Raw genomic sequence first — 23,521 nt, forward strand, 5'->3', positions numbered from 1 at the left:
GATTAAAATGATCTTTAATTATCGCCTAAAATTCATTTTAAAGGAGAAATACAAATGAACAAAACACTTATAATTAACGCACATCCAAAAATAGATGATACTTCTTCAGTCAGCTTACAAGTTTTCAACCGCTTTTTGCAAGCTTATAAAGAACTGATTCCTGATAGCGAAGTAATTGAACAGATTAACTTGTACAGTGATGTAGTCCCTATGATAGATAAAACGGTTTTAAGTGCATGGGAAAAACAAGGAAAAGAACAGGAGCTAACTAGCCAAGAAAAAAAAGTAACAGAGCGTATGTCCGAGATCTTACAACAATTTAAAAGTGCAAAAACGTATGTCATCGTTTTACCTTTACATAATTTTAATATTCCATCAAAATTAAAAGATTATATGGATAATATCTTAATCGCACGTGAAACTTTTAAATATATTGAAAATGGTTCAGTGGGGCTGCTTAAAGACGGGAGAAGAATACTTATCATACAAGCAAGTGGATCAATCTATACAAATGATGATTGGTATACAGAAGTTGATTACTCTCAAAAATACCTGAAGTCAATGTTTAATTTCATTGGTATTGAAGATTATCAAGTCATTCGGGCGCAAGGAACTGCTTTAAGGGATACATATGAAGTATTAGGAAATGCATATAAAGAAGCTGAAGAAGCAGCTTCAAGATTGGCTACTAAATAAAAGACATTTCACTAAAGGAAAGGAAATGTCGAAATATCATTGCTTTGACATTTCCTCAATTTAACAAGAGGGGAGAGTTTAGTTTTAATGCTGCTATTTTAAAATTGAAGTTGTCTTAGCATACAAAATTCGCGTTTTTAGTTTCGTTTCTTTATTAAACTCCATACGCTTCTTTAATACAATCCTTCACAATCTCTACCGAAAATTTGAGTATTGACTTTTCAATATTTTGAGAATTAGTTATTATAGTGATAGGTAGCGTTTGATGTTATCGCCGGCTTTTCCTCCACTTCACACCGTACATGCGAGTTTCCCAGCATACGGTGTCCAACTAATCCAATTCATTCAATATATTTCATGATTTATAAAAAATCAGATAGCTTCGTTCAAGCATTGCTTGCGCAATTCATTTACTCCCTTAAATTGCTTTTCATTTAAATGCACTTGTATCTTCTCTTGATCTCTCAAATGTATAATAAGATGAACAGATTTATGCAATATCGTTAAGTTTACATATGAATCGTCTCTTGTGAAACGGTACGGTGTCTTATGATGACAATGCCAATCATTTATTTCTAATTCAATTCCTGTAACAGCACACTTCCCGTATTGAGAGATATATCGACTAATCCAATTTTCATTGTATTCAATGGAACGACTCGGTATGAATTGCTTCATCAAATGAGTGAGCGTTTGATTTTTAATCCCTCTCAAGTTTTGATGGATTTTATTCTACCTTCTCCTCTTCTATATTTATAAGAATGCTGACATTCTCTTTTTAGAATTGAGTATTGATGAGGAAGTTCTGTCTAGCGGGCTAAGCGCACCGTCTATTTAGCCGACTATAAGATCATCTGTTAGTCAAATTCCCTGGTCAAACAAAATTAATCACAAAATAACGCCGCCAAAGGATGACTTTAGCGGCGTTTTATCTTCCCCAGAGATAAGCAGCTTAGTTCATTCCGCTTATATGTTGATACCCAGGTAAGAAAGGGAATCTTTGACGGTGGCCAACATAGGGATCGAAGGCAGATCTATGGGCATACTAATTGCCTTCATAGCAAATTCAGGACGTAAGCCTGTGACGATGGAACGTACACCCAGCATGGATAAAACGCTGGTTAGCTTAAAAAGATGATCAACGACGATATCATCAAAGGTATAAACGCCAGAGAAATCAATGATTAAATGATTAATATTTTGGTCCTTTACCTTGACGGGTATAATCTCTAAAAATAATCTTGCTTTCTCTTCATCTATTTTGCCCGATAAAGGAAGTACGGCTATTTCGTTCATTAAAGGAACCAAAGTTGCCGACAGTTCATTTATTTCTTCCATCATGTCATTCTGCTTCTTCTGGGCTTCCTTTCGTTTCGTAATGTCCCTTACATAGGTCTGAATTGCCTTTTTATCCCCAATCATAACTGGATGACAATATAATTCCACATCCACGGCTGTCCCGTCTGTTCGGTAGACCGTTTCTTCAATCACCTCTGCTGGCTTTCCGTAAGCGGATTTTATTCTTTGTCTTATGGAGGCCTTTGACGTTTCCTTGAAGATATCAAGAGGGCTTCCGCCCACCACTTCCTCTTTTGTGGTTCTAAAGAATGTTTCAGCCGCCTGATTTAAATAAATAATCCGGTAATCGGTATGGATAATGAGTGGATCAAGTGAATATTCCATAACCTCAAGATAATCTATTTCTGAAATTGTTTCCCTCAAAATCTTCACTCCTTTCCACCTACGATACAGGTTATTTATTTTGTTAGCAAGGGAGTAGTTCCTTCGGGTAGGAAGAGCATGATTCTGTTCCTGAACTCCTGGATTTGCAACTAAAAATCGTGTTAACGTTCATTTTTTCTCATTAAAGGAAAAGACGTTTCTTCTGTACAATAAGTTAGAAGAAACGTCTTTAGTATTGATTTCAGTCATTCAATATATACTCATTTAAGTACTTTCCAACCTTCACCGTCATCTCAATGCCTGCTGTATTATCTTCTAATTCATCTATTAAAACCGCGGCATAAATCGTTTGATGTTTATAGCGGATAATGGCACAGTCATGTTCGACTCCGGGAAGTTCACCCGTTTTATTTGCCGTATATACCAAATTACGTTCCATACTGCCGGGGAGTTTCTGGCAGAATTGCTGATTATGCAGAATCCGGAGCATTGACTCCCTGCTGTTTAATTGAAACAGATCCTCGTTGTCTATAGCCTTTAAGCATTTAACAACATCGGCTGCGGAGATATGATTATCTATCCCTGATTTCAAGGCATTAAAATCCATCAGTTTGCGATTTAATTTTGTTTCGTGCAGGTTAAGCAAACTGCACATTCCATTGATAGAATCCATCCCGAGCCGTTTGATGAGTAGATTGGATGCCGTGTTGTCAGAAACGATAATCATTAAGGTCAGCAGGTCATGAACAGTCATTTTTGCATGAGAAGACAAATGGCTGAGTACCCCCGCCCCTCCCACTTTATCCTCCTGAGTGACGGGAATGATCTCATGTGAATCCATCTTGCCTTCCTGAATCTGCCGAAACCCCTCCAGTAAAACCGGGAGTTTGATTAGGCTAGCGGCTGAATATGCAACGTCGGAATGCACCTTGATGGAGTGTGCAGGCAGTTCAATGTGCAAGCTGATTCTGCCTGCACCACACTCAATCAGTTCATGTATCTGAGCTTCCAGGACCTTGTACTTTTCTTTCATTCCACCCATTACTTCGTTGCAGCCACTTCATTGTGATCTTTCCGGAGCGTTTCATCATAAAGATGACAAGCTACGAAATGATCCTTCTCAGCTTCATGCCATTTCGGCACGACTGACGCACATTCGTCCATGGCTGCAGGGCATCTGGTGCGGAACACACAGCCGCTCGGCGGATTCATGGCACTTGGGATCTCACCTTTCAGGATCATCCTCTCCCGCTCGTCCTCTACGTCCGGGTCAGGGATGGGAATGGCCGAAAGCAAGGCTTGCGAATAAGGATGAAGAGGCTTTTTATATAATTCACTGCTTTCGGTCAACTCGACGATGTGTCCGAGGTACATGACACCAATCCGGTTACTGATATGCTTAACCATCGAAAGATCATGCGCGATGAAGAGGAATGTAAGTCCTTTTTCCTCCTGAAGTTTCTTCAGCAGATTAACGATCTGTGCCTGTACGGACACATCGAGGGCGGAAATCGGTTCATCTGCAATGATAAATTCGGGGTTGAGAGCGAGTGCCCGCGCAATCCCGATCCGCTGGCGCTGCCCGCCGCTGAATTCATGCGGATAGCGGTTCGCGTGATCTCGATTAAGTCCAACGTCTTCCAGCAATTGATAAATGCGTTCAAGCTGTTCTTTTTTGTTTTTATAAAGTCCATGTGCTTCCATCGGTTCTGCTATAATTTCACGTACGGTCGACCTCGGATTAAGTGAGGCATATGGGTCCTGAAAAATCATCTGCAATTTGCTGGAAAAGGAACGCTTTTCTTTGTCAGTCAATTTATGAACATTTTCGCCGTTATATGAGACTTCTCCCTCTGTTGCATCATATAGTCCGATGATCGTCCGGCCGGTAGTGGATTTCCCGCACCCTGATTCTCCGACGAGTCCAAACGTCTCACCCTTATGGATTTCGAATGAAACATCATCGACAGCTTTCAGTACTTTTCCTTTTTCAAGAGAAAAGTATTTTTTCAGATTCTTGACTTCTAAGATTGTTTCCAGTTTCATGAAACTTCCCCCGTCTCCTGCCAGTAACGTCTTGCTGCACAAAGCTCCTTTTCATAATAGGTGCCCTCAATACTGATGATTTCGATTGTCTTGCCGGTATTCGGTGAGTGAATCATTTTTCCATCTCCGTAGTAGATCGCCACATGATGGATGCTCCCTTTTCCTTCTTCATATGCAAAAAACAGGAGGTCCCCAGGTTTTAAGTCTTCCAGCGCTACTCGTTTCCCCTCCTTTGCCTGGTCCCCGGCATCGCGTGGTATGACATAACCATTGGTTTTACACATCGAATAACTGAATCCTGAGCAATCAAAACCATAACTGCTCATGCCCCCCCACAAATAAGGGAGGTCAAGGAATGCTTCTCCTGCACGCACGATGTCATGGCCGCTCCCATTTTGATCCCTGACGGCTGCAGATGAAATATACACATCCTCTCTCTTAAGGTAGCGTGTTCCAAGTGGAGTGGACACTGCCAACCGGTTACCTTCTTCTTTTTCGATAGAAAGAGAGGTTAGAAAACTTAATTCTAATTCTTTGTTATCATCTTCTGTTACTAAATCCGTGAATTCAGCTTTTACAATGGCAAAAGAATCTCCTTCTGTCCTATCAATATTTTTGCTGATCTGAGTGGAAGGGATCCATCCCGGGTAGCCCCGCTCATCCTTAGAAGATGGCTGGTCAATCACGATGACGTGAGACCATCCTTCCTCTTCTTCTATGACCAGTACCTCCTGCCCGAATAAAGCCTGTGACTGGATACGGTTTTCATCACAGAGAGCAAGCCTTGTTTCATGCGTTAATGAACCCAGCCATTCCTTGATCAGTACAGGATTCGATACAGCTGGCGCATCAAGGTCCCTTGCTGAATCTGGTGATGTCCAAATCGTTGCCACCGGAACGTTCACTGCTGCTTTTTCACTCATATGTATTCCTCCCCTTACATCAATGGATTTGTACTGTTTTGACCCCCAGACCCGGAGAGTCCGGGAAGGTGATGGTTTTCCCTCGATATTGAATGCCACCTGCTATGATGTCGTTTGACAGCATCAACGGGGCATCGAAATCAAATCTAGTGATATTTTTCTTGCTTGCAGCAAAATGTGCTGCAGCGGTTATGCCGAGGCGGGTTTCGATCATACTGCCCACCATGCACTCAACTCCGCATACTTCTGCAAGATTGTTGATTTTCTGAGCCTGATAGATTCCCCCGGCCTTCATCAGCTTGATATTGATGAGGTCAGCACTTCTTGTTTTCAGGACCTGAAAGGCCTGCTGCGGTGAGAACACACTTTCATCAGCCATGATGAGGGTGTCGACATTGTCCGATACCTTTTTCAACCCTTCAAGGTCATGTGCGGGTACCGGCTGCTCCACCAACTCGATATTGAGATCCAGGTCTTCCATTTTCCGAATCGCACGAACAGCCGCTTTTGCTTCCCAGCCCTGATTTGCATCTAGCCGGATCTTTACTGAATCCCCGATTACCTGCCGGATTGCCTGAATGCGTTTAATATCCTTCACGATTTCATCTTTCCCCACTTTGATCTTCAGAACATCGAATCCCCTCATGCTGTACAGCAGGGCGTCCTCCGCCATTTCTGCAGGACTGTTCACACTGACGGTATAATCGGTTTCGAGCTTGTTCCTGTATCCGCCCAAGTATTGATAGAGCGGAAGTCCGCTATACTGTGCAAGGCAATCATGGACGGCCATGTCGACTGCTGCTTTTGCACTGTTATTACCTACGAGAAGCTTATGCATATCCTGGAAAATAGATTCATAATTCAATATGGATCTCCCAACCAGTGCGGGCTTCAAAACATCCAGAATGGCAGATTCGATGCTCTTTAGACTTTCGCCCGTGATGACCACAGTGGACGGTGCTTCTCCCCAGCCGTTGATACCATTATCACAAATAACCTTAACCCCGATGGCTTCTGCGGTATGTACCGTTCGAAGAGCCGTCTTGAATGGGGTATGTAAGGGGACAGCTACATGAAACGTTTCAATCTGTACAATTTCCATCAGACTTCAACCTCTTCCTTTATGCCGCTTTCGACAATGAGTGTTAGGTCATCTGTATCCATATTCGCATGCGCCCCTATTGGAATTCCGAGGCAGGGAGAAGAGTGACCAATTAAGAAACCCTTCATGGTGGGTTTATTCGCAGGCTTGATGTGGTCTTCAAACAATTGATCCAGTGTCAACGACTCTTTCCTCTTATCGGCTACACAGTTTTTGAAATCTCCGATGATGATTCCTGCCGCATCGTTAAATTTCCCCGCCATCTTCAGCTGATTCAGCATGCGGTCAACTTTATACGGCTCCTCATCAATATCTTCGATGAACAGGATCCTGCCTTTTGTATCAACCTCATAATCAGTCCCCAGGGTACTTACTAACAGTGTCAGGTTTCCCCCTATAACAGGACCGCTTGCCTTGCCTTCGACAAGAGTACGAAGGGGCGAATGAGCAGCTGTAAACTCAACAGATTCATGATTGAAAAGCTGATGAAATGACTGCTTGGTCAATTCATGAACATTCTCTAAACCCATGTCTGAACTCAACATCGGTCCATGAAATGTCACCAGACCCGTTTTTTGATGTATCGCCGTATGCAGAAAGGTAATATCACTGTATCCCCAAAGAATCTTCGGGTTATCCTTAATCAGTTCATAATTCAGCCTGGATACAATTCGTCCTGTTCCGAAACCTCCGCAGGCGCATATAATCGCTTTTATGTTTTCATCGCGAAACATCCTATGTATATCCTCTATCCGCTCTTCATCCGTTCCGGCCAAATAACCATGTTTGCGTTGAATGCCCGGCCCGATTTCCACCGATAATCCCAATTCTTCCAGGAACGATATTGCTTTACCCAGAGTTTCCTGTTTCGGAGGGCTTGCCGGAGCAACAATCCCGACGGTGTCGCCGCGTTTCAGCATAGAAGCTTTCACTGCCATATAAATACACCCCTTTAGTAGAAAAAGAGGGAGGAGACCCTAAGATTAGAATCTTCTCCACTCCGTTACCTGGTTTATTTTTTATCTGCCCATTTTAACTCCATGTACCCTACTGGGTGACGGACGATACCGGATACATCTTCGTTCTGTAAATACACATAATTATAGAAGTGGATCGGGATGATCGGCATATCTTCCATCAAGATCTTTTCAGCTTTATACATCAATTCGAAGCGTTTTGCTTCATCTGCTTCATTCTTAGCCTGCTTGATTAAGCTGTCATATTCTTCATTACTCCATGCGGTACGATTCATTGAATGACCCGTTTGGAAATTTTCAAGGAAGTTGATCGGATCTCCGTAGTCAGCAAGGAAAGAGCTTCGTGATAATTGGAATTTCAATGCCTTTTGCTCGTCCTGGAATACATTCCATTCCATATTGGCTAATTTCACATCAACATCGAGATTCTCTTTGAACATTTGCTGAAGTGCTTCAGCAATCTTTTGATGAGTATCACTTGTGCTGTACGTTAAAGTGACTTCCGGGAGTTTATCGTAACCTTCTTCTTCCATGCCTTTTTCCAACAACGCTTTAGCTTCTTCGATATTTGTTTGTACCAGATCACCGCTTGTTTCACGGAAATCGTTCCCGGATGGATCTTTAAAACCGCTTGAAACAAATCCATACGCAGGCTTTTCTTTGTTTTTAGTTACGAAATCTACCATTTGCTGCTGATCGACTGCCATCGCGAATGCTTTACGGATGTTCTTGTTCTGGAACGGTTCCTTTTCTAAATTAAAGCGGTAGAAATAGGTGCCCGCCTGGTCTTCTACATTTACTTTACCTTCTTCAAACAGTTGTTTACTTAAGTCTGCTGGAACATCGGCTGTATCCAGTTCCCCGGTTTTATACAACTGATAATCTGTATTCGAATCATTCACCATTGCCCAGTGCACTTTGTCCAGCTTCACGTTATCTGCATCCCAGTATTGATCATTTTTCTCCATCACGAAGTGGCTGTCATGCTCCCATTCAGCTAACTTGAATGGTCCATTCGCTACGAATGTATCTGCCTCTGCAAACCATTCCGGGTTTTCTGTTGCCACTTTTTCATTGATCGGGAAGAAGGCAGGGTTTGAAATGACACTTAAGAAATAAGCTTGCGGGCTTGTCAGTGTCACTTCAAATGTTTTCTCATCGACAGCCTTGACCTTCACTTCATCAGCTGATCCTTCTCCATTATTGAATGCTTCACCGCCTTCAATGAAGTAACCAAGGAATGCTGCTGGCGATCCGGTTTCAGGATCCAGCAATCGTTTCCAGGCATACACGAAATCACCTGCTTTTACATCATCCCCGTTTGACCATTTCGCATTATCCCGAATATGGAACGTATACACTTTGCCATCTTCAGACACATCCCACTTCTCTGCCATGGCACCTTCAGGCTCATGGTCGGCGTTTAAGCGGGTCAGCCCTTCCATTAAATTGTTCAGGGCCGTCCAGGAGTAAGAATCGAATCCAATGGGAGGGTCAAACGATGTCGGTTCGGCACCATTGTTCAAGTACAGTACCTTTTCCCCGCTGTCTTTCCCATCTTTGCTGCTTGACTCATTGCCTGCGTCTTTTGTTGCAGTACAGGCTGCCAGTACAAATAAAAGTAAACTTGTTAAAAATACTGATAATACCTTTCTCATGATTCTCCCCCTCTTTGTTTTTTCTATCAGACTATCAACTTATGGTTAAAGTGATAGGTGAAAGCATCGATTTCGCACGCGGGTCCTGCAGCCAGCAATCCACGTGATGGTCATTTGTAAGCTTTGTCTTCACCGGGTAGACACGGTCGCATACTTCCATTGCCTTCTCGCATCGGGCAGCAAACGGGCAAGCGGCCGGAGGCGAGAATAAATCAGGCGGTGACCCGGCAATCGGTATCAAATCAGAACCAACAAGATCAAGTCTCGGAACCGACTTCAAAAGCCCCTGGGTATAAGGGTGTTGAGGTGTATAGAAGATTTCTCTTCTCGTTCCTTCTTCCACGATTTTGCCCGCATACATGACAGCGATACGGTCTGCCACTTGGGCAACGACACCTAAGTCATGTGTAATCAAAATAATGGAAACACCCGTTTTAAGCTGGACTTCTTTGAAAAGTTCCAGGATTTGCGCTTGAATCGTTACGTCAAGCGCAGTCGTCGGTTCGTCTGCAATAAGGACATCAGGCTGACAGACGAGAGCCATGGCAATCACGATCCGCTGCCTCATCCCCCCGCTGAATTGGTGGGGGTACTGTTTCAACCGTTCCACCGGATGCGGGATCCCAACGAGGGTAAGCATTTCAACTGCTTTCACCGATGCTTCCTTCTTTGATATATTTTCATGCTGCAGGATGCCTTCCATGATCTGTTCCCCAATAGTCAGCGTCGGATTCAAGGCCGTCATCGGATCCTGAAAGATCATGGAGATATCCGCCCCCCGCACTCCCCTCATTTCCTTTTCTGTTAATTTCAGCAAATCCTTACCGTTAAACATGATGGATCCATTTGTAATCCTGCCTGGAGGATCAGGTATGAGCCTCATGATACTTTGGGAGGTAACGCTCTTACCGCAGCCGGATTCGCCGACAATGGCGAGTGTTTCCCCCTTCTGTAAATGAAAACTCACACCGCGTACAGCTTGAACCTCTCCACCGTAAGTGGTAAAGGATACATGGAGATCCTGAACGGATAATACATTGTCTTTCATGATGATTACCTCCTAAGCTTAGGGTCAAGAGCATCCTGCAGCCCGTCACCTAATACGTTAAACGAAAACATCGTCAATGATATAAATAAAGCTGGGAAGAACAATCGCCACCAGTAGCCCGATAGAATCGTAGATAACCCATCATTGGCCATGACGCCCCAGCTTGCATACGGTGCCTGGATCCCCAGACCGAGGAAGCTCAAGAATGCTTCTGCGAAAATGGCACTTGGTACTGTCAGCGTCATCTGGACTATGATCGGTCCCATTGTATTGGGCAGCAGGTTTTTGCGGATGATCCTTGCCGTTTTCGTTCCAAACGTTTTAGACGCCAGAATAAATTCGTAATTTTTAATTTGGAGAACCTGTCCCCGTACAATCCTTGCCATCCCGATCCATCCTGTAACGGTCAAAGCTACAATGATGGTGGATAATCCCGGTCCCATTACGACCATTAGTAAAATGACTACCAATAAATAGGGAAGTCCGTATAAAATTTCAACGATACGCATCATCGCATTATCCGTTTTACCGCCTTTGTAGCCGGCGATGCCGCCATAGATGATCCCGATGACAAAGTCGATCAACGCTGCCATGAATCCTACAAACAGTGAGATGCGTGCGCCGTACCAAGTACGGGTGAACACGTCCCTGCCCAAGTCATCCGTGCCAAACCAATGCTGACTGGAAGGAGGCAGATTCTGGCTGGAAAGTGTTTGTTTCGTAACATCGTGAGGAGAGATAATGGGCCCGATGACAGCCATGGTGATCAATAGTGCCAGAAATACGAATCCCATCATTGCCAGTTTGTTTTTGAGGAGACGCAGCCATGCATCCTGCCAGTAGGAGAGGCTCGGCCTCACTACTGCTTCAGCATCTTCCCTGTTTTTCTGCTTCGGAGTAAACCATTCATCTAAGACATCAGGAGAACTGTTCGGTTCATGATGTTTCGGAGCACCCATTATTTCACCTCTTTCTTATGGAGCTTAATTCTTGGATCCAGGAATCCGTATGCCAGATCCACCAGAAACAGCATCACAATCAAAAACGCACTATAGAAGACGGTCGTTCCCATGATAACCGGATAGTCTCGCTGGTTGATGCTCTCAACGAAATACTTGCCCATTCCCGGAATGGCGAATATTTGTTCGATTACGAACGTACCAGTCAGGATCCCTGCTGCAAGAGTACCCAGCACAGTGACCACAGGAAGCAGTGCATTCCGCAACGCATGTTTCACGACAATCTTGACCGGAGACAGTCCCTTCGCTCTAGCCGTCCGTATATAATCCTGGGTCAGGACTTCCAGCATACTTGACCGGGTCAAGCGTGCAATGATCGCCATCGGACCTGTTGCCAGTGCAAGCGTCGGCAGGATCATATGCTTCCAGCTTGTCCAGGTCGCCACGGGCAGTATCTCCCAATTCACAGCAACCTGCTGAATCAACATTGTTGCCATGACAAAGTTCGGGATAGAGATACCCAATACCGCAAATGTCATCGCCATATAATCGATCATGCGGTTATGCTTCAGGGCAGCCAATATACCCAACAGAATCCCTGACAGCACCGCGATGAAGAGGGTGATCATTCCTAATTCGAAAGAAATCGGGAATCCTCTTCCCAACAAATCATTCACGGTTTGGGAAGGCTGTGTAATCGAAGGACCGAAATCCAATGTAACAAGTGATTTTAAATAAAGAGCGTATTGAACCAATAATGGTTCATCAAGATGGTAATGAGCTTCCAGATTTTTCTGTACCATTTCACTTGTGTTTCTCTCTTCGTTGAATGGAGATCCCGGAATGGCATGCATCAGGAAAAAGGTCAATGTGACGATCAGCCACAACGTGATGACCATGGCCAGAATCCGTTTGAATAAATATGTACCCATCAGTCCTCACACTTTCTAACAGAATGTTGTTTTCATCGCAAGTTCAGTCATGACTACCATCGCCCTGTATGCCTCTAAAATGTCCCTTGCCTGAAACCTGACAGTCGTTGTGCCTGGTTCAAGAACAGTACCGGGCATGATACTTGCCCACTCTGCCTGACCATAATTGGCAAATTCAATTCTCAGTTCAGGGTTCTCGGGCGGTATGAGCGGGTTTACATTATTACGGTTAAGCAGGGCTTGTTCAGTTTTCAGCTTTAATAACGTGTGCGATTTTGCCGGTGTCAGACTCTTTGCAACTGAACGTGAAATGGTCTCCTTTACAATGGCAGTCGTCACATTGGGAATAAGACTTTCTGCTTCGAGTGCTGCCTGATCATCACCTGCAACCAGCAGGACAGGAACACCGTAATAGCCTGCAACGTAAGCGTTGAATCCCATTTCGCCTACCGCTATATCGTTTATGTACATATTCCGGACACCGAAGATCATCGAATGCGACATCACCCCCTTCATGGAGGCCCTTGCGTGATAACCAACAAAAAATGCACCTTGGAACGTATCATCCAGTCCCTGAACCATTGAATATGGTTTTACTCCACCGGATATCAATCTCGTTTCAGGGTGCAGCATTTCAATCAACAAATTGTTCATTTGTGAATGACTATCATTGACCAAAACCTCCCGGCAGCCATTTTCAAACGCTGACTCTACTACTGCGTTTGCTTCTGCCGTCATGATGGCTCTCCCTCGTTCATAATTATGTTTTCTGTAATCCACATGGGTATGGTCCACTAAACCTGTAATCCCTTCCATATCCACTGACATGTAAATATTCATATGATACACCCCCTTTCATAGGAAAAATTGTTTAATTTTTCTTAATATTATAAATTTAATTCATGTATATTACAATAACAATTGGATGAAAAAGGGATATTTTCCTATTATTAAACAGACCGAACAACATATCCACGAAGAAAAATGAGTATTTATGCACTCATTCATGAAGATATTGTCATGGTAAAGATTACGAACTGGATAAATCATCCATTCTGTAAAGTGTCCTAAAGAACCATTCTTTTTTCGTTTTTCGAATTTAACAATATAAAAAGACCCAAAAGAATTTAATCCTTTGGGCTTTCAACTTATCTTACTATGTGGATGAATGCGTCATATGATTCAGTTTAGTTATCATAGAGGATTCAAGACGCCTTTTGCTCTTTTAAGACCACGCGTGTTTCCCGTTTTCTTGCGACATTAAAGAATACGTTCAACAGTATGGCTATCATGCTTCCTGCAACGATCCCATTATCCGTTAAAATTTGAATGCCGGATGGCATCTGGGAGAATAGTTCGGGAACTGCCGTTACGCCCAATCCCATACCAACAGAACAGGCGATGATCAATAGATTTTCCTGAGACGAAAAGTCCACGCTGCTTAACATCTTGATTCCATATGCAATGACCATCCCGAACATAGCAACCATGGCACCCCCAAGAACAGGAGCAGGAATGATTGTGGTTAATGCCCCGATTTTTGGTACCATTCCCAGAATGATAAGGAATATCCCCGTCAAGTAGATGATGTGATTCTTTTTCACACCGGACAATTGAATCAAGCCTACATTTTGTGAATACGTCGTGTAAGGGAATGCATTGAAAATCCCTCCAAGAACAATGGCAAGTCCTTCAGCGCGATAACCTCTCGCCAAATCTTTTTCAGATACTTCTTTTTTACAAATATCCGATAGTGCAAAATAAACACCTGTTGATTCAACCAGACTTACCATAGCAACCAGGATCATCGTCAAGATCGCGGAAATCTCGAAAGTCGGCATTCCGAAGTAAAACGGCTGGGCCATATGGAACCATGCAGCATCACCTACTGCATTGAAGCTGACCATTCCCATCATATAGGCGATGACGGTACCGATTACAAGGCCCGCCAGTATCGAGACAGAACGAATGAAGCCTGTGAAAAACTTATAAAGAAAGAGGATAATGAACAAAGTTCCAAAAGCAAGCGAGAGATTGGTCATAGAACCAAAATCCGCACTTCCTTGGCCGCCAGCCATATTATTCATTGCGACCGGAATCAGGGTGATCCCTATAATCGTTACAACGGACCCCGTTACAACGGGAGGGAAAAACCGAACCAGCTTACCGAAGTATTTACTGATTATCATGACAAACACACCGGATACCAGAATCGAACCATAAATAGCCGAAATCCCGTATTGACCGCCGATGGCAATCATGGGACCGACTGCAGTGAAAGTACAACCCAATACAACCGGAAGCCCGATACCGAAAAATCTGTTCTTCCAGATCTGCAGGATGGTCGCGATCCCGCACATGAAAATATCAATCGAAACTAGATACGTAAGCTGTTGACCGGTTAAACCAAGAGCCCCTCCTACAATCAGCGGAACAATGACCGCTCCGGCATACATAGCCAAAACATGCTGGATACCTAATGATGCATTTTTCATTTGCTGTGAACCTCCTCTTTGTCTTCATCCTTAAATGTGATATTTTTATCACCTAAAGACATAATTTCTGCCAATGATTCCACATGATACCCTTTCCGGCGGAGAGTTTTTCCTCCATCCTGGAATGCTTTCTCGATGACGATCCCGATGCCTGCAACATGGGCACAAGCTTTATGAACAAGTTCAATGAGCCCCAAAGCTGCCTGGCCATTTGCCAGGAAGTCGTCAATGATCAATACGTTGTCTCCTTCTACTATATATTTATCTGATATTGAAATCGTATTTTCCTCCTGCTTTGTAAACGAATAAACCTTCGAACTGAGAATGCCTTCCGATAACGTCAAAGATTGCCGCTTACGTGCGTATATCAATGGAACATGCAATTCTAAAGCAGCCATGACTCCCGGTGCGATTCCTGAAGATTCGATCGTCAACACTTTCGAAATAGACTTATGACGAAATCTCTCCGCAAACTCTTCTCCGATTTCCTTCATCAATTGGGGATCAACCTGATGATTAAGGAATGAATCAACCTTTAACACCGAGTCCGAGAGTACTAATCCTTCTTTATTAATTTTTTGTTTTAATGCGTCCATCTTTTCACTCCTCCAGTTCGTCCCCATTATCCTTACTAAACAAAAAAGCCTAATGGAGATTGCACTCTGCTCAATGAATTGAGTGAGACAATGTCCTTTAGACTGATTGATAAAGGCAAAGAAAGTACGCATCGTTTACTGATACGAACGTCCCATTGCTCACTCATAGTCGGAAGATTTACGGTCATCCGGTAGAAACTTGCGGGCCATATCCCCGCGATTATATGAGTGAATGCATATTGAATTAATTAACGTAAGTATAATGTGTAACCATTCACTTGTAAAGCTAATTTCTTAACATTAAGTATAAATTCAATAAAATCGTTCGTGATTCCAGACTTCCCCATACAGCAAAAAGAGGCATAGATCCCTCTCTATACCTCTTCTGCCATCTGTTTCAGCAGCATGACCTTTTCCTCTCTGCTTACAGCAGATCGGTTAATTTCCTGTCTTTTCTGCGCCATCAAGGATAACTCCCCGATAAATGACTCATTGATTTGCTCCATGAACTGCCGGCATAATTTTTTTCCCAAAATAGGGCTGGCACCATGGGTGGAGACAGAGACTGATAAATGACCTCTTTGCATAAAAGAAGTCATGTGAAAATCGCTGAGACTTCCCTGATCAATTAAGCTTACAAGCTGATGCTGTGCAGCCTGGTCCTTTATCCATTCATTAATCTCCCGCTTGTCTGTTGCGGCCAGTATGATAAAGGCATCCTCTAAATCGGTTTTTTCGACCGTTTTTTGTTTCCACTGAATTTCACTGCTGCCGGCAAGCTTTCTGATTCCATCTACTGCTTGCGGGCTCACAACCGTTACATCGGCACCGTGTTCCATAAATACACGGAGCTTCCTTAACGCAATATTTCCTCCGCCTGCCACAGTTACCTTTCTCCCTTTCATATCAATCATAAGAGGGAGCATCAGTTTGTCCTCCTTTTATAGTTTCTCTGATTCGATCGATAAACGCCTCTGCAACCAAAGGTTCTTTTCCTAAGTAACCACACAGCTTTATTCGGCTGTTTATGTTATGCAGGTCTTTTTCGATACCTTTCATCAATAATCCGGTAAACAGCAGATAAGGGATGAATACAACCTGCCTTCCCGTTTGCATTGCTTTTTGAAGCGTATCCTTAAAACTCGGGGCGGCGGCTGTTAGAAAACAGGTCCAAACATCTTCAAATCCCGTTTTTTTCTGCACAATACCAGCAATCTCTCCCAACTCTCTTTTCACGTCAGTATCAGAGCTCCCTCTCCCAATGAGTACAGCAATTGCAGAAGAATCAACATCCGTGCATTCACCGATGTTGTTAATCACAGAATCAGCCATTTTTTCGTGTACCCCGATCGGATTTCCATAATTGATCACAATGGATGGATGCTTAGCTGAACATGCTTTCAACACCTTTGGAATGTCTATTTTTGAATGGGCTGCTGTCAGTAATAAAAGAGGAACAACCGAAACTTGATCAGCCCCGGCATTCACACATTTATCAAATCCTTCTTCAATGGAAGGGGCAGCAAGCTCAAGAAAACTGATTTCCTGAACTTCCGCATCTATATGAGGTTTGCAGCGATTTATAAAGCCGACTGCTTCTTCGCGTGCCTGCCTGAGTCTGCTTCCATGGCATACATATAATACAGCATGGCTCATTTATAATGCCTCACTCATCTGCCGCTTTAAAGTCATCTCTTCAAACCACTGAATTTTTTCACGGTAACGGACGACTTCCCCGACAATGATCATACTCGGATTTTCAATTTTTGATTCCTTCACAATGTCCACGATGGTTTCAAGCGTGCCCGTGACGGTTCTCTGGACTTCTGTTGTACCCCAATGAACGAGAGCGACGGGCGTGTCCTTACTCTTTCCATATTGGATAAGCTTTCCTTTGATATACGGGAGGTTGCTGACCCCCATATAAATGGCAAGAGTATCAATCCCTTTCGAAAGACCCTCCCATTTCTCTTCTTCTGATTGATCGTTCTTGCGATAACCTGTCACGAAAGCAACCGACGAACTCGCATCCCGGTGCGTTACCGGTATCCCGGCGTAGGCAGCTGCAGCGATTCCCGAAGTGATTCCGGGAATGATTTCGAACGGAATATTCTTGCTTGCCAGAGCTTCAGCTTCCTCTCCGCCCCTCCCGAAGACGAAAGGATCGCCGCCTTTCAATCGGACGACTTCCTTTCCGCTGGCTGCATATCTCGAAAGAAAATGATTGATCGTCTCTTGTTTCATTGTGTGATAGTTTGGGAGTTTTCCGCAGTATATCAGGTCTGCCCCTTTCTTCGCATATGTCAACAGCGTCTTATTCACGAGTCGGTCATACAAGATCACATCTGCCCTCTCGATCGCCTTCACTGCCTTAAGCGTAATCAATTCAGGATCTCCAGGACCCGCTCCCACCAAGTAAACCTTACCCATCACTGATTTCCCCCTAAAGTGTTTGATCGTGTTTCCTGTTCGTGCAGCACATACCCTGCCCCGCTTCCTCTGATTCTTCGTTTCTCATAAAGAGAGATATCCTGGATATCAGGTTTTTTCAAGAAGTACTTCTCAAGCTCTATTTCCACCAGATCAAATGCTTTTTCATCTTGTTCTGCAGCAATTATCACACTTGTCACAAGTACAGACGTGGTTACTTCAAATCGGTACAGATTCATGAAGTCCCTCCTTTTATGCTTCTTGCAGCATTTCATCCAGCGAACGCTGCAGTGATGAGCTCCCTGTGCGGCTGATATAATCAAAGAATGATTCACCAGGTTGTTTTGTGCGTTTAAAATGCAGCAATAACTCCTTCACCACATTAGTCAAATCCTCCGCGTTCACTTTTCCCTTTAGTTTTTCATTCAGTTTTCCACCATCTTGAAGGGTACCGCCCACATATATTTCAAAGGCTTCAATCATTTTCTTATCTTTTGTCCTCATTTTGATACCCTGCAATCCAATATCTGCAATTTGCCGCTGTCCGCATGAATTTGGACAACCGACCATGTGGATACGAACTGGAACGTCCAGCGACAAGTCTCTGTCCAGCTCGTTCGCAATCACTCTCATCCGTTCCTTTGTTTCGACCAGCGCCAGATTGCAATATTCGATTCCCGTACAGGAGACGGAGTAACCGATAAAGGATAGTGGACTGGTAGAAATTCGGTCGAAGATCTTTTCTCCAAGCAAAGCCTCCACATGTTCATCCGGTATATTCGGAATTATAAGGTTTTGAGAATTGCAGTTTCTTAGTTCACCATTCCCGTATTTTTTTGAAATTCCGGCGAGTTCTAATACTTCGTCAGAATTCAAGCGGCCTACCGGAACGTTCAGACCGACATAATTCAGCCCTTCCTGTTTTTGGCGGTGAACACCATAGAAATACCCGGCATTCCATCCTTTCACCGCATCTTCACCTGCAGGTAGAAGTTCTATATACTCCGACAGTTTTTCCCGGAATTTTTCAGGACCCCAGTCAGCCATAAGGAACTTCAGACGGGCCAAATGACGCTTCTCCCGGTAACCGAAGTCCCTGAAGATCGTTGTTACCGCAATGGCCGTATCTTTCACCTGCTGAGGGAGGAGGAATACATCAAGCTCCTCTGCAAGAAACGGACGTGCAGACAATCCTCCGCCGATCTTCAAATGAAAACCGACTTTCGATTCCCCATCGATCACTTTTGTTGCAGGAGTGAAGGATACACAATTGATCTCCGCATTGGCTGCATTATGGACATTTGAACTGATTGACATTTTATACTTCCTTGGAAGGTTCGAAAAATCTTCATTATGCTGAAAAAAATCATAAATTTCTTTAACAAGTGCTCTTGTATCAAATAATTCATCTGGATCAATACCGGCCAGAGGGTTTCCTACGATATTCCGTGTAATATCGCCGCATGCCCCTGCTGAGGACAATCCTACTTTCTCTAAACGGTCAAAGATATCAGGAATTTGTTCAATCTTTAACCAGTGGAATTGAATGGCCTGCCTCGTCGTAATATCATAAACATCACGCCCGTACTCCTTGGCAATGAAAGCCAGCTCTCTTGCTTGTTCATAAGTAAGTACTCCTGAAGGGACATTGACCCTCATCATAAAATATCCGTCTTCCTTCGGGCGCTGCAAATATAGTCCAGCCCATTTGAATTTATCCCATTCCTCTTTGGGAATAGAGGAAAATCCATGCTCGGCATAATATGGGATATCCCTGAAAATAGCCAACCCGTCTTTCTCCAGCTTCCATTTTTCCGTTTTATTCAGCTTTTCATTTTCAGACCATGATTTTATATAAGCCATTTCATTCACTCCTTAAATAAGACGTTTTTGCTTTAATTCTTTCAGGATTTTCTCTACACATAAACCAATCGAATCCTTTTCAGTATCTAAAACAATTTCCGGATTCAACGGTTCTTCATAAGGAGCGCTGATTCCCGTGAAATTTGTGATTTCATTTCTTCTGGCTTTTCGATAAAGTCCCTTTGGATCTCTTTTCTCACATTCTTCCAGGGAGCATTTCACATGAACTTCGATGAATTCGTCCGGTTCCACTAATTCCCTGACTAGACCCCGGTCACCCCGGTAAGGTGAAATGAAGGCGGTAATCACGATTTGTCCGCTCTCGATAAATAATTTGGATACTTCTCCGATCCTTCTGATGTTTTCTTTGCGATCCCCCTCTATGAAACCCAGATCGCTGTTTAGACCATGCCGGATATTGTCACCGTCAAGGACCACTGCCTGCTTTCCGCTTTCGAAAAGGGAATGCGCCAGCTTATTGGCGACGGAAGACTTTCCGGATGCAGACAATCCGGTGAACCATAATATAAAGCTTCCGTGACCATTCTTTTTCCGTCTTGAATCCTTTTTTACTGCCGCCTCATGCCAGACGATATTCTCTGTTCCGCTGCTCATCTAAACTCCTCCTTTCTTATGATTGGACTTCCTGAGCCAATCCGCTGATTAATACATCAATTACTTCACGCCTGCTGAATGTGGAAGGCGGAATTTCTCCGTTTCGTAACATCCCTCTCACTTTCGTCCCGGATAAGATGACATGATGTTTCCGATCATGCGGACAAGTTTTGGCTGTCGCCATCCCTTCACACTTTTCACAATAGAAGCTGTGTTCGAACCGGAGAGGTATGATACCGATATCATCCGGACTGAACCGATCAAAGATTTTTTGAGCATCATACGTGCCATAGTAATCTCCAACTCCTGCATGATCACGTCCAACAATGAAATGAGTGCATCCGTAATTTTTGCGCACCAGTGCATGAAAGACCGCTTCCCTGGGACCTGCATACCTCATGGCAGCGGGGAAAACACCAAGTGTCACGTTATCCCCCGGATAATAGTTCTTCAACAGCACCTCATAGCTCTGCATTCTGATTGGCGCAGGGATGTCATCCGTTTTGGTTTCACCGACCAGAGGATTTAAGAATAATCCGTCAACCGTTTCCAGTGCCGTTTTCTGAATATATTCGTGAGCCCTGTGAACAGGATTTCGAGTTTGGAAGCCGACAATGGTCTTCCAACCTTTTTGTTGAAATTTCCTCCTAGTTTCATACGGGTCAAATGAGTAGGCAGGGAATGGTCTCGACAGGCGTTTATGAAGTGTGATTTTGCCGCCTGCATAGACATCACCGCGTTGGAATAGTTTTTTCACTCCTGGATGATTCCGGTCACCAGTACCATAAACGTGAAGTGCCTCCTTCTCCTTATCGGGTTCAAATATGTCGCTTATTTCAATGGTTCCGTATGAAATCCCCTTATATACGAGTCTGCTTTTCAACCCTTTTTTTAAATCATTGGATTTATTGACGGGTAGTGTAATCGGTATGCTCCAGACGATTCCACTTTTCAGTCGCATTGTTTCTACTACACTGTTATAGTCTTCTTCTGATAAAAATCCCTGTAAAGGACTGTATGCACCAATTGCAATCAATTCCAAGTCACTCAAGGCTATGTCATCCAATTCAATTTCATGGGTGATTCCTTGTAAGGATTCTTCAGGGTTATATGCTTGTATCAATGTTCCTCCATGCGGTTGTAGACTCAATTCATATCCTCCTTAAAATTATCGATTTAGTCGGTATTAAGATTAAATGCCTCCGCCTTCTTCCTGCAGTGATCTTCTTTCTTCGTTAATAATCTTCATTAAAGAAAGTGCTCCGATAGTGGCGATGATTACGCTGATCGGAACGACGACTGAATAAATATCACTTTGTATCACGAGCTTGATCAGGAAATAAGACATACTAAGTGAAATGAGGGGCGACACCACCCAAATCTTTATGATTTTAGCAACGATTTTTTTCTTCAGCATCATTCTTCCTCCTTTTGCTGCACCGAGACCGATGATGGAGGAAGATGTTACTTGAGTGAGTGGCATTGGCAGCCCATATAAGGAACTGATCATCACCAGGATGGCTCCTGTACTTGATATAATGATGCCTTCCTCTTTTGTAAACCGGGTGATTTTTTTACCATTCGTTTCAACCACTCTTCTACCAAGCAACATGGCACCGAGAGCCACAAAAAATCCTCCAAGCCAAATCCCGCTCCCTATGGACATAATGCCAGCTCCTACCAACGGGCCGACAGCATTGGCTGCATTATTCATCCCTGCAGAAATAGCCTCTAAGAATCCTGCCCCAATGAGCACCGGTCCCAGCCACTTCTTCTCAAATGTATATCCCTTTTTCTTCAGGAGATATAAGCTTTTTCCACTAAGCCAAGTAATAAGAAATGCTATAAGGGGGATCACTACCCAAAAAGTCATGATGACGAAAAGGGATTTCACATACAATACCTGATATGCAACACCTGCGCCCACTACCGCCCCCACTGTTACCTCACTTGTAGAAAGAGGAATACCGATCAGGTTGGCGAGAAACAATGACAGGGTTGAAGATAGCAGGATAATAACTACAATCTTAATCGTCAGTATGTCCTGTGGGATGATCCCCGAACTGATTGTTTTAACTACTTCCCCGCCTCCCACTACCGCCCCCAGCAATACTCCGGAAGCACAGATCAACAATGCTGTTCTCATGTTCTGCACGGCACCTGCTCCATAAGCCACTCCCATCGATGCAGCCGCTCCACTTGCACCGATGTTAATGGCAAAAAACAGACTTACGCAAATTGCAATGATTTCAAGCAATGAATTGCACCATTCTTAATGAAGTCCACATTCGGTCTTCCCTTTACCTTTCCATCTGCCGGAGCGGAAGTCGTTCCTGTCAAAGGCAGGGGCTGTGCAATGGACGCAGCCTATACTGGGATATCCTTCATCATGGAGAGGATTATAAGGAAGCTGATGTTTGTGAACGTACCTCCAGATTTCTTTCCATGACCAATGAATGAGCGGACATATTTTTATCGATTCAAATTTTTCATCCCGATTGATGAAGTTTACGTTCCTTCTCGTTTCGGACTGTTCCCTGCGCAACCCCGAAATCCACGCATGGCCTTCCGCCAATGCTTCTTTTAGTGGGCGCAGCTTTCTTATATCGCAACATTGATTGGGATTGTTTTCCCACAACTTGTCACCATGGGCTTCAGCCTGTTCTTCTAATGTCAACGCTGCCTTTTTCAGGATGATCGTTAAATCAGGGTATGATTTCCTGACGCTCTCGATCGTTTCATATGTCTCTTTGAAATGGACATCTGTATCAAGGAAGATGATTTTTGCTGAAGGCTTGACCTTTGAAATCAAATCAATCAGTACAATTCCTTCTATACCAAAGCTGCAAGCATAAAGAATATCTTCCCCATAATGTTCGTATGCCCACTCCAAGACATTCAGGGCCCCCTTGTAGGTTTCATCTACTTCAAAAGGGCAGGTTGGTTGAGTCCAAGTTTGATAAGTTAACAAAGTCTGACCCCCTTCTTTCGCTCGAATAGAAAAAGAGGCATTTACACAAAAGGGGAGTATCACCCTGAACGTGTAAATGCCTCTAGTTTGTCTAGTCAGCATTTTTACTTATTTAATTCTTACTTTTTCATTTTTCTCAAGCTGGACGACCTTGCCATCCTGGACCACCAGTGTGATGGAACCGAACTTCATCTTGTTTAACATTGACTTTACACTTTCAACCACTTCATCAAACTCTTCTCCTTTATTCTGTTCTGCCACAAGATTCCCCCAGACTTCGACTTATCCAGTTAGAACGTTAAAAAACAACCTTCCAGATTGGAAGGTTGTTCAGGTAAAGGTTACCTTATCTTCCAAAATGACGTTACATTTTGCTGGAATTAGCACCTTACTCTTTAAAAAAGTAGGTTGCCGGGCTTCAAAGGGCCAGTTCCCTCCACCTCTCTGGATAAGAAATATTAAATTTAATATTCTAAATAATATCACGTTTTCCGAGGATGTCAAGCCGAGTTTTACAATCGGATTAA

The 23,521-nt window shown here is 43.6% G+C and carries 24 protein-coding genes and 2 riboswitches; of the genes, 1 reads left to right on the forward strand and 23 read right to left on the reverse strand.

Annotated features, from left to right (window positions below; all coding sequences use genetic code 11):
- The first annotated feature begins 54 nt into the window (after positions 1–54).
- Positions 55–696 (forward strand): FMN-dependent NADH-azoreductase, encoded by a 642-nt coding sequence (locus V6B33_RS14705; RefSeq protein ID WP_334218509.1) that lies wholly within the window; start codon positions 55–57, stop codon positions 694–696.
- A gap of 966 nt (positions 697–1,662) precedes the next feature.
- On the opposite strand, the gene V6B33_RS14710 is transcribed toward V6B33_RS14705, so the two are convergent.
- From V6B33_RS14710 to V6B33_RS14820, 23 genes are all read right to left on the reverse strand, one after another.
- The gene (locus V6B33_RS14710) at positions 1,663–2,418 is read right to left on the reverse strand and encodes a PAS domain S-box protein (protein WP_442915540.1); all 756 of its coding nucleotides are present in this window, start codon (positions 2,416–2,418) and stop codon (positions 1,663–1,665) included.
- Positions 2,419–2,620: 202 nt separating this feature from the next.
- Positions 2,621–3,412: a serine hydrolase gene (locus tag V6B33_RS14715; RefSeq protein ID WP_334218511.1), complete on the reverse strand. Its 792-nt coding sequence runs from the start codon at positions 3,410–3,412 to the stop codon at positions 2,621–2,623.
- Between the two features lie 8 nt (positions 3,413–3,420).
- Positions 3,421–4,425, reverse strand: a complete 1,005-nt coding sequence (locus tag V6B33_RS14720; protein ID WP_334218512.1) for an ABC transporter ATP-binding protein — start codon at positions 4,423–4,425, stop codon at positions 3,421–3,423.
- Positions 4,422–5,348, reverse strand: coding sequence for a C40 family peptidase (locus V6B33_RS14725; RefSeq protein WP_334218513.1), 927 nt, complete (start codon positions 5,346–5,348; stop codon positions 4,422–4,424). Before V6B33_RS14725 ends, V6B33_RS14720 begins: the two co-directional genes overlap by 4 nt.
- Positions 5,349–5,367: 19 nt before the next feature.
- On the reverse strand, positions 5,368–6,450 hold the full coding sequence (locus tag V6B33_RS14730; protein WP_334218514.1) for a mandelate racemase/muconate lactonizing enzyme family protein: 1,083 nt from the start codon (positions 6,448–6,450) through the stop codon (positions 5,368–5,370).
- On the reverse strand, positions 6,450–7,388 hold the full coding sequence (locus V6B33_RS14735; protein WP_334218515.1) for a S66 peptidase family protein: 939 nt from the start codon (positions 7,386–7,388) through the stop codon (positions 6,450–6,452). Before V6B33_RS14735 ends, V6B33_RS14730 begins: the two co-directional genes overlap by 1 nt.
- Positions 7,389–7,462: 74 nt before the next feature.
- Entirely contained in the window at positions 7,463–9,085 is a 1,623-nt protein-coding gene (locus V6B33_RS14740) for a peptide ABC transporter substrate-binding protein (RefSeq protein ID WP_334218516.1), read from the reverse strand.
- A 34-nt stretch (positions 9,086–9,119) separates the two neighbouring features.
- On the reverse strand, positions 9,120–10,133 hold the full coding sequence (locus tag V6B33_RS14745; protein WP_334218517.1) for an ABC transporter ATP-binding protein: 1,014 nt from the start codon (positions 10,131–10,133) through the stop codon (positions 9,120–9,122).
- A 5-nt stretch (positions 10,134–10,138) separates the two neighbouring features.
- Positions 10,139–11,092: an ABC transporter permease gene (locus tag V6B33_RS14750; protein WP_334218518.1), complete on the reverse strand. Its 954-nt coding sequence runs from the start codon at positions 11,090–11,092 to the stop codon at positions 10,139–10,141.
- Positions 11,092–12,024, reverse strand: coding sequence for an ABC transporter permease (locus V6B33_RS14755; protein ID WP_334218519.1), 933 nt, complete (start codon positions 12,022–12,024; stop codon positions 11,092–11,094). The genes V6B33_RS14750 and V6B33_RS14755 overlap by 1 nt, the downstream gene beginning before the upstream one ends.
- Before the next feature lie 15 nt (positions 12,025–12,039).
- Positions 12,040–12,864, reverse strand: a complete 825-nt coding sequence (locus V6B33_RS14760; RefSeq protein ID WP_334218520.1) for a M55 family metallopeptidase — start codon at positions 12,862–12,864, stop codon at positions 12,040–12,042.
- A gap of 365 nt (positions 12,865–13,229) precedes the next feature.
- Positions 13,230–14,519, reverse strand: a complete 1,290-nt coding sequence (locus V6B33_RS14765; protein ID WP_334218521.1) for a nucleobase:cation symporter-2 family protein — start codon at positions 14,517–14,519, stop codon at positions 13,230–13,232.
- The gene (locus V6B33_RS14770; RefSeq protein WP_334218522.1) at positions 14,516–15,115 is read right to left on the reverse strand and encodes a xanthine phosphoribosyltransferase; all 600 of its coding nucleotides are present in this window, start codon (positions 15,113–15,115) and stop codon (positions 14,516–14,518) included. The genes V6B33_RS14765 and V6B33_RS14770 overlap by 4 nt, the downstream gene beginning before the upstream one ends.
- A 146-nt stretch (positions 15,116–15,261) precedes the next feature.
- Positions 15,262–15,363: riboswitch (purine riboswitch) on the reverse strand.
- A gap of 126 nt (positions 15,364–15,489) precedes the next feature.
- The gene (locus V6B33_RS14775) at positions 15,490–16,041 is read right to left on the reverse strand and encodes a precorrin-2 dehydrogenase/sirohydrochlorin ferrochelatase family protein (RefSeq protein ID WP_334218523.1); all 552 of its coding nucleotides are present in this window, start codon (positions 16,039–16,041) and stop codon (positions 15,490–15,492) included.
- A complete protein-coding gene (locus V6B33_RS14780; RefSeq protein WP_334218524.1) occupies positions 16,022–16,771 on the reverse strand; it encodes a sirohydrochlorin chelatase in 750 nt (249 codons plus the stop codon). The genes V6B33_RS14775 and V6B33_RS14780 overlap by 20 nt, the downstream gene beginning before the upstream one ends.
- Complete coding sequence (cobA, locus tag V6B33_RS14785) at positions 16,772–17,545, reverse strand: uroporphyrinogen-III C-methyltransferase (RefSeq protein ID WP_334218525.1); 774 nt, start codon at positions 17,543–17,545, stop codon at positions 16,772–16,774.
- The gene (locus tag V6B33_RS14790; RefSeq protein ID WP_334218526.1) at positions 17,545–17,784 is read right to left on the reverse strand and encodes a DUF3906 family protein; all 240 of its coding nucleotides are present in this window, start codon (positions 17,782–17,784) and stop codon (positions 17,545–17,547) included. Before V6B33_RS14790 ends, cobA begins: the two co-directional genes overlap by 1 nt.
- A gap of 13 nt (positions 17,785–17,797) precedes the next feature.
- Complete coding sequence (locus V6B33_RS14795; RefSeq protein ID WP_334218527.1) at positions 17,798–19,408, reverse strand: nitrite/sulfite reductase; 1,611 nt, start codon at positions 19,406–19,408, stop codon at positions 17,798–17,800.
- 12 nt (positions 19,409–19,420) lie between these two features.
- Entirely contained in the window at positions 19,421–20,023 is a 603-nt protein-coding gene (cysC, locus tag V6B33_RS14800; protein ID WP_334218528.1) for an adenylyl-sulfate kinase, read from the reverse strand.
- Positions 20,024–20,039: 16 nt separating this feature from the next.
- The gene (gene sat / locus V6B33_RS14805; RefSeq protein WP_334218529.1) at positions 20,040–21,173 is read right to left on the reverse strand and encodes a sulfate adenylyltransferase; all 1,134 of its coding nucleotides are present in this window, start codon (positions 21,171–21,173) and stop codon (positions 20,040–20,042) included.
- A 42-nt stretch (positions 21,174–21,215) separates the two neighbouring features.
- Positions 21,216–22,280 carry an inorganic phosphate transporter gene (locus V6B33_RS14810; RefSeq protein WP_334218530.1) on the reverse strand — a complete coding sequence of 355 codons (1,065 nt, stop codon included), beginning with the start codon at positions 22,278–22,280 and terminating at the stop codon, positions 21,216–21,218.
- 15 nt (positions 22,281–22,295) lie between these two features.
- Positions 22,296–22,994 (reverse strand): phosphoadenylyl-sulfate reductase, encoded by a 699-nt coding sequence (locus V6B33_RS14815; RefSeq protein WP_334218531.1) that lies wholly within the window; start codon positions 22,992–22,994, stop codon positions 22,296–22,298.
- Positions 22,995–23,102: 108 nt separating this feature from the next.
- Complete coding sequence (locus tag V6B33_RS14820) at positions 23,103–23,255, reverse strand: YezD family protein (protein ID WP_334218532.1); 153 nt, start codon at positions 23,253–23,255, stop codon at positions 23,103–23,105.
- A gap of 82 nt (positions 23,256–23,337) precedes the next feature.
- Positions 23,338–23,449: riboswitch (SAM riboswitch) on the reverse strand.
- Positions 23,450–23,521: the final 72 nt, after the last annotated feature.

The sequence above is a fragment of the Mangrovibacillus sp. Mu-81 genome (genome assembly GCF_036867415.1).
In the GTDB taxonomy this organism is placed as follows: Bacteria; Bacillota; Bacilli; order Bacillales; family Bacillaceae_B; genus Rossellomorea.

Coding starts and splice junctions, on each gene's coding strand:
- V6B33_RS14705 (WP_334218509.1), top strand. CDS start 55: ATGAACAAAACACTTATAATTAACGCACATCCAAAAATAGATGATACT.
- V6B33_RS14715 (WP_334218511.1), bottom strand. CDS start 3,412: ATGAAAGAAAAGTACAAGGTCCTGGAAGCTCAGATACATGAACTGATT.
- V6B33_RS14720 (WP_334218512.1), bottom strand. CDS start 4,425: ATGAAACTGGAAACAATCTTAGAAGTCAAGAATCTGAAAAAATACTTT.
- V6B33_RS14725 (WP_334218513.1), bottom strand. CDS start 5,348: ATGAGTGAAAAAGCAGCAGTGAACGTTCCGGTGGCAACGATTTGGACA.
- V6B33_RS14730 (WP_334218514.1), bottom strand. CDS start 6,450: ATGGAAATTGTACAGATTGAAACGTTTCATGTAGCTGTCCCCTTACAT.
- V6B33_RS14735 (WP_334218515.1), bottom strand. CDS start 7,388: ATGGCAGTGAAAGCTTCTATGCTGAAACGCGGCGACACCGTCGGGATT.
- V6B33_RS14740 (WP_334218516.1), bottom strand. CDS start 9,085: ATGAGAAAGGTATTATCAGTATTTTTAACAAGTTTACTTTTATTTGTA.
- V6B33_RS14745 (WP_334218517.1), bottom strand. CDS start 10,133: ATGAAAGACAATGTATTATCCGTTCAGGATCTCCATGTATCCTTTACC.
- V6B33_RS14750 (WP_334218518.1), bottom strand. CDS start 11,092: ATGGGTGCTCCGAAACATCATGAACCGAACAGTTCTCCTGATGTCTTA.
- V6B33_RS14755 (WP_334218519.1), bottom strand. CDS start 12,024: ATGGGTACATATTTATTCAAACGGATTCTGGCCATGGTCATCACGTTG.
- V6B33_RS14760 (WP_334218520.1), bottom strand. CDS start 12,864: ATGAATATTTACATGTCAGTGGATATGGAAGGGATTACAGGTTTAGTG.
- V6B33_RS14765 (WP_334218521.1), bottom strand. CDS start 14,519: ATGAAAAATGCATCATTAGGTATCCAGCATGTTTTGGCTATGTATGCC.
- V6B33_RS14770 (WP_334218522.1), bottom strand. CDS start 15,115: ATGGACGCATTAAAACAAAAAATTAATAAAGAAGGATTAGTACTCTCG.
- V6B33_RS14775 (WP_334218523.1), bottom strand. CDS start 16,041: ATGCTCCCTCTTATGATTGATATGAAAGGGAGAAAGGTAACTGTGGCA.
- V6B33_RS14780 (WP_334218524.1), bottom strand. CDS start 16,771: ATGAGCCATGCTGTATTATATGTATGCCATGGAAGCAGACTCAGGCAG.
- cobA (WP_334218525.1), bottom strand. CDS start 17,545: ATGGGTAAGGTTTACTTGGTGGGAGCGGGTCCTGGAGATCCTGAATTG.
- V6B33_RS14790 (WP_334218526.1), bottom strand. CDS start 17,784: ATGAATCTGTACCGATTTGAAGTAACCACGTCTGTACTTGTGACAAGT.
- V6B33_RS14795 (WP_334218527.1), bottom strand. CDS start 19,408: ATGGCTTATATAAAATCATGGTCTGAAAATGAAAAGCTGAATAAAACG.
- cysC (WP_334218528.1), bottom strand. CDS start 20,023: ATGAGCAGCGGAACAGAGAATATCGTCTGGCATGAGGCGGCAGTAAAA.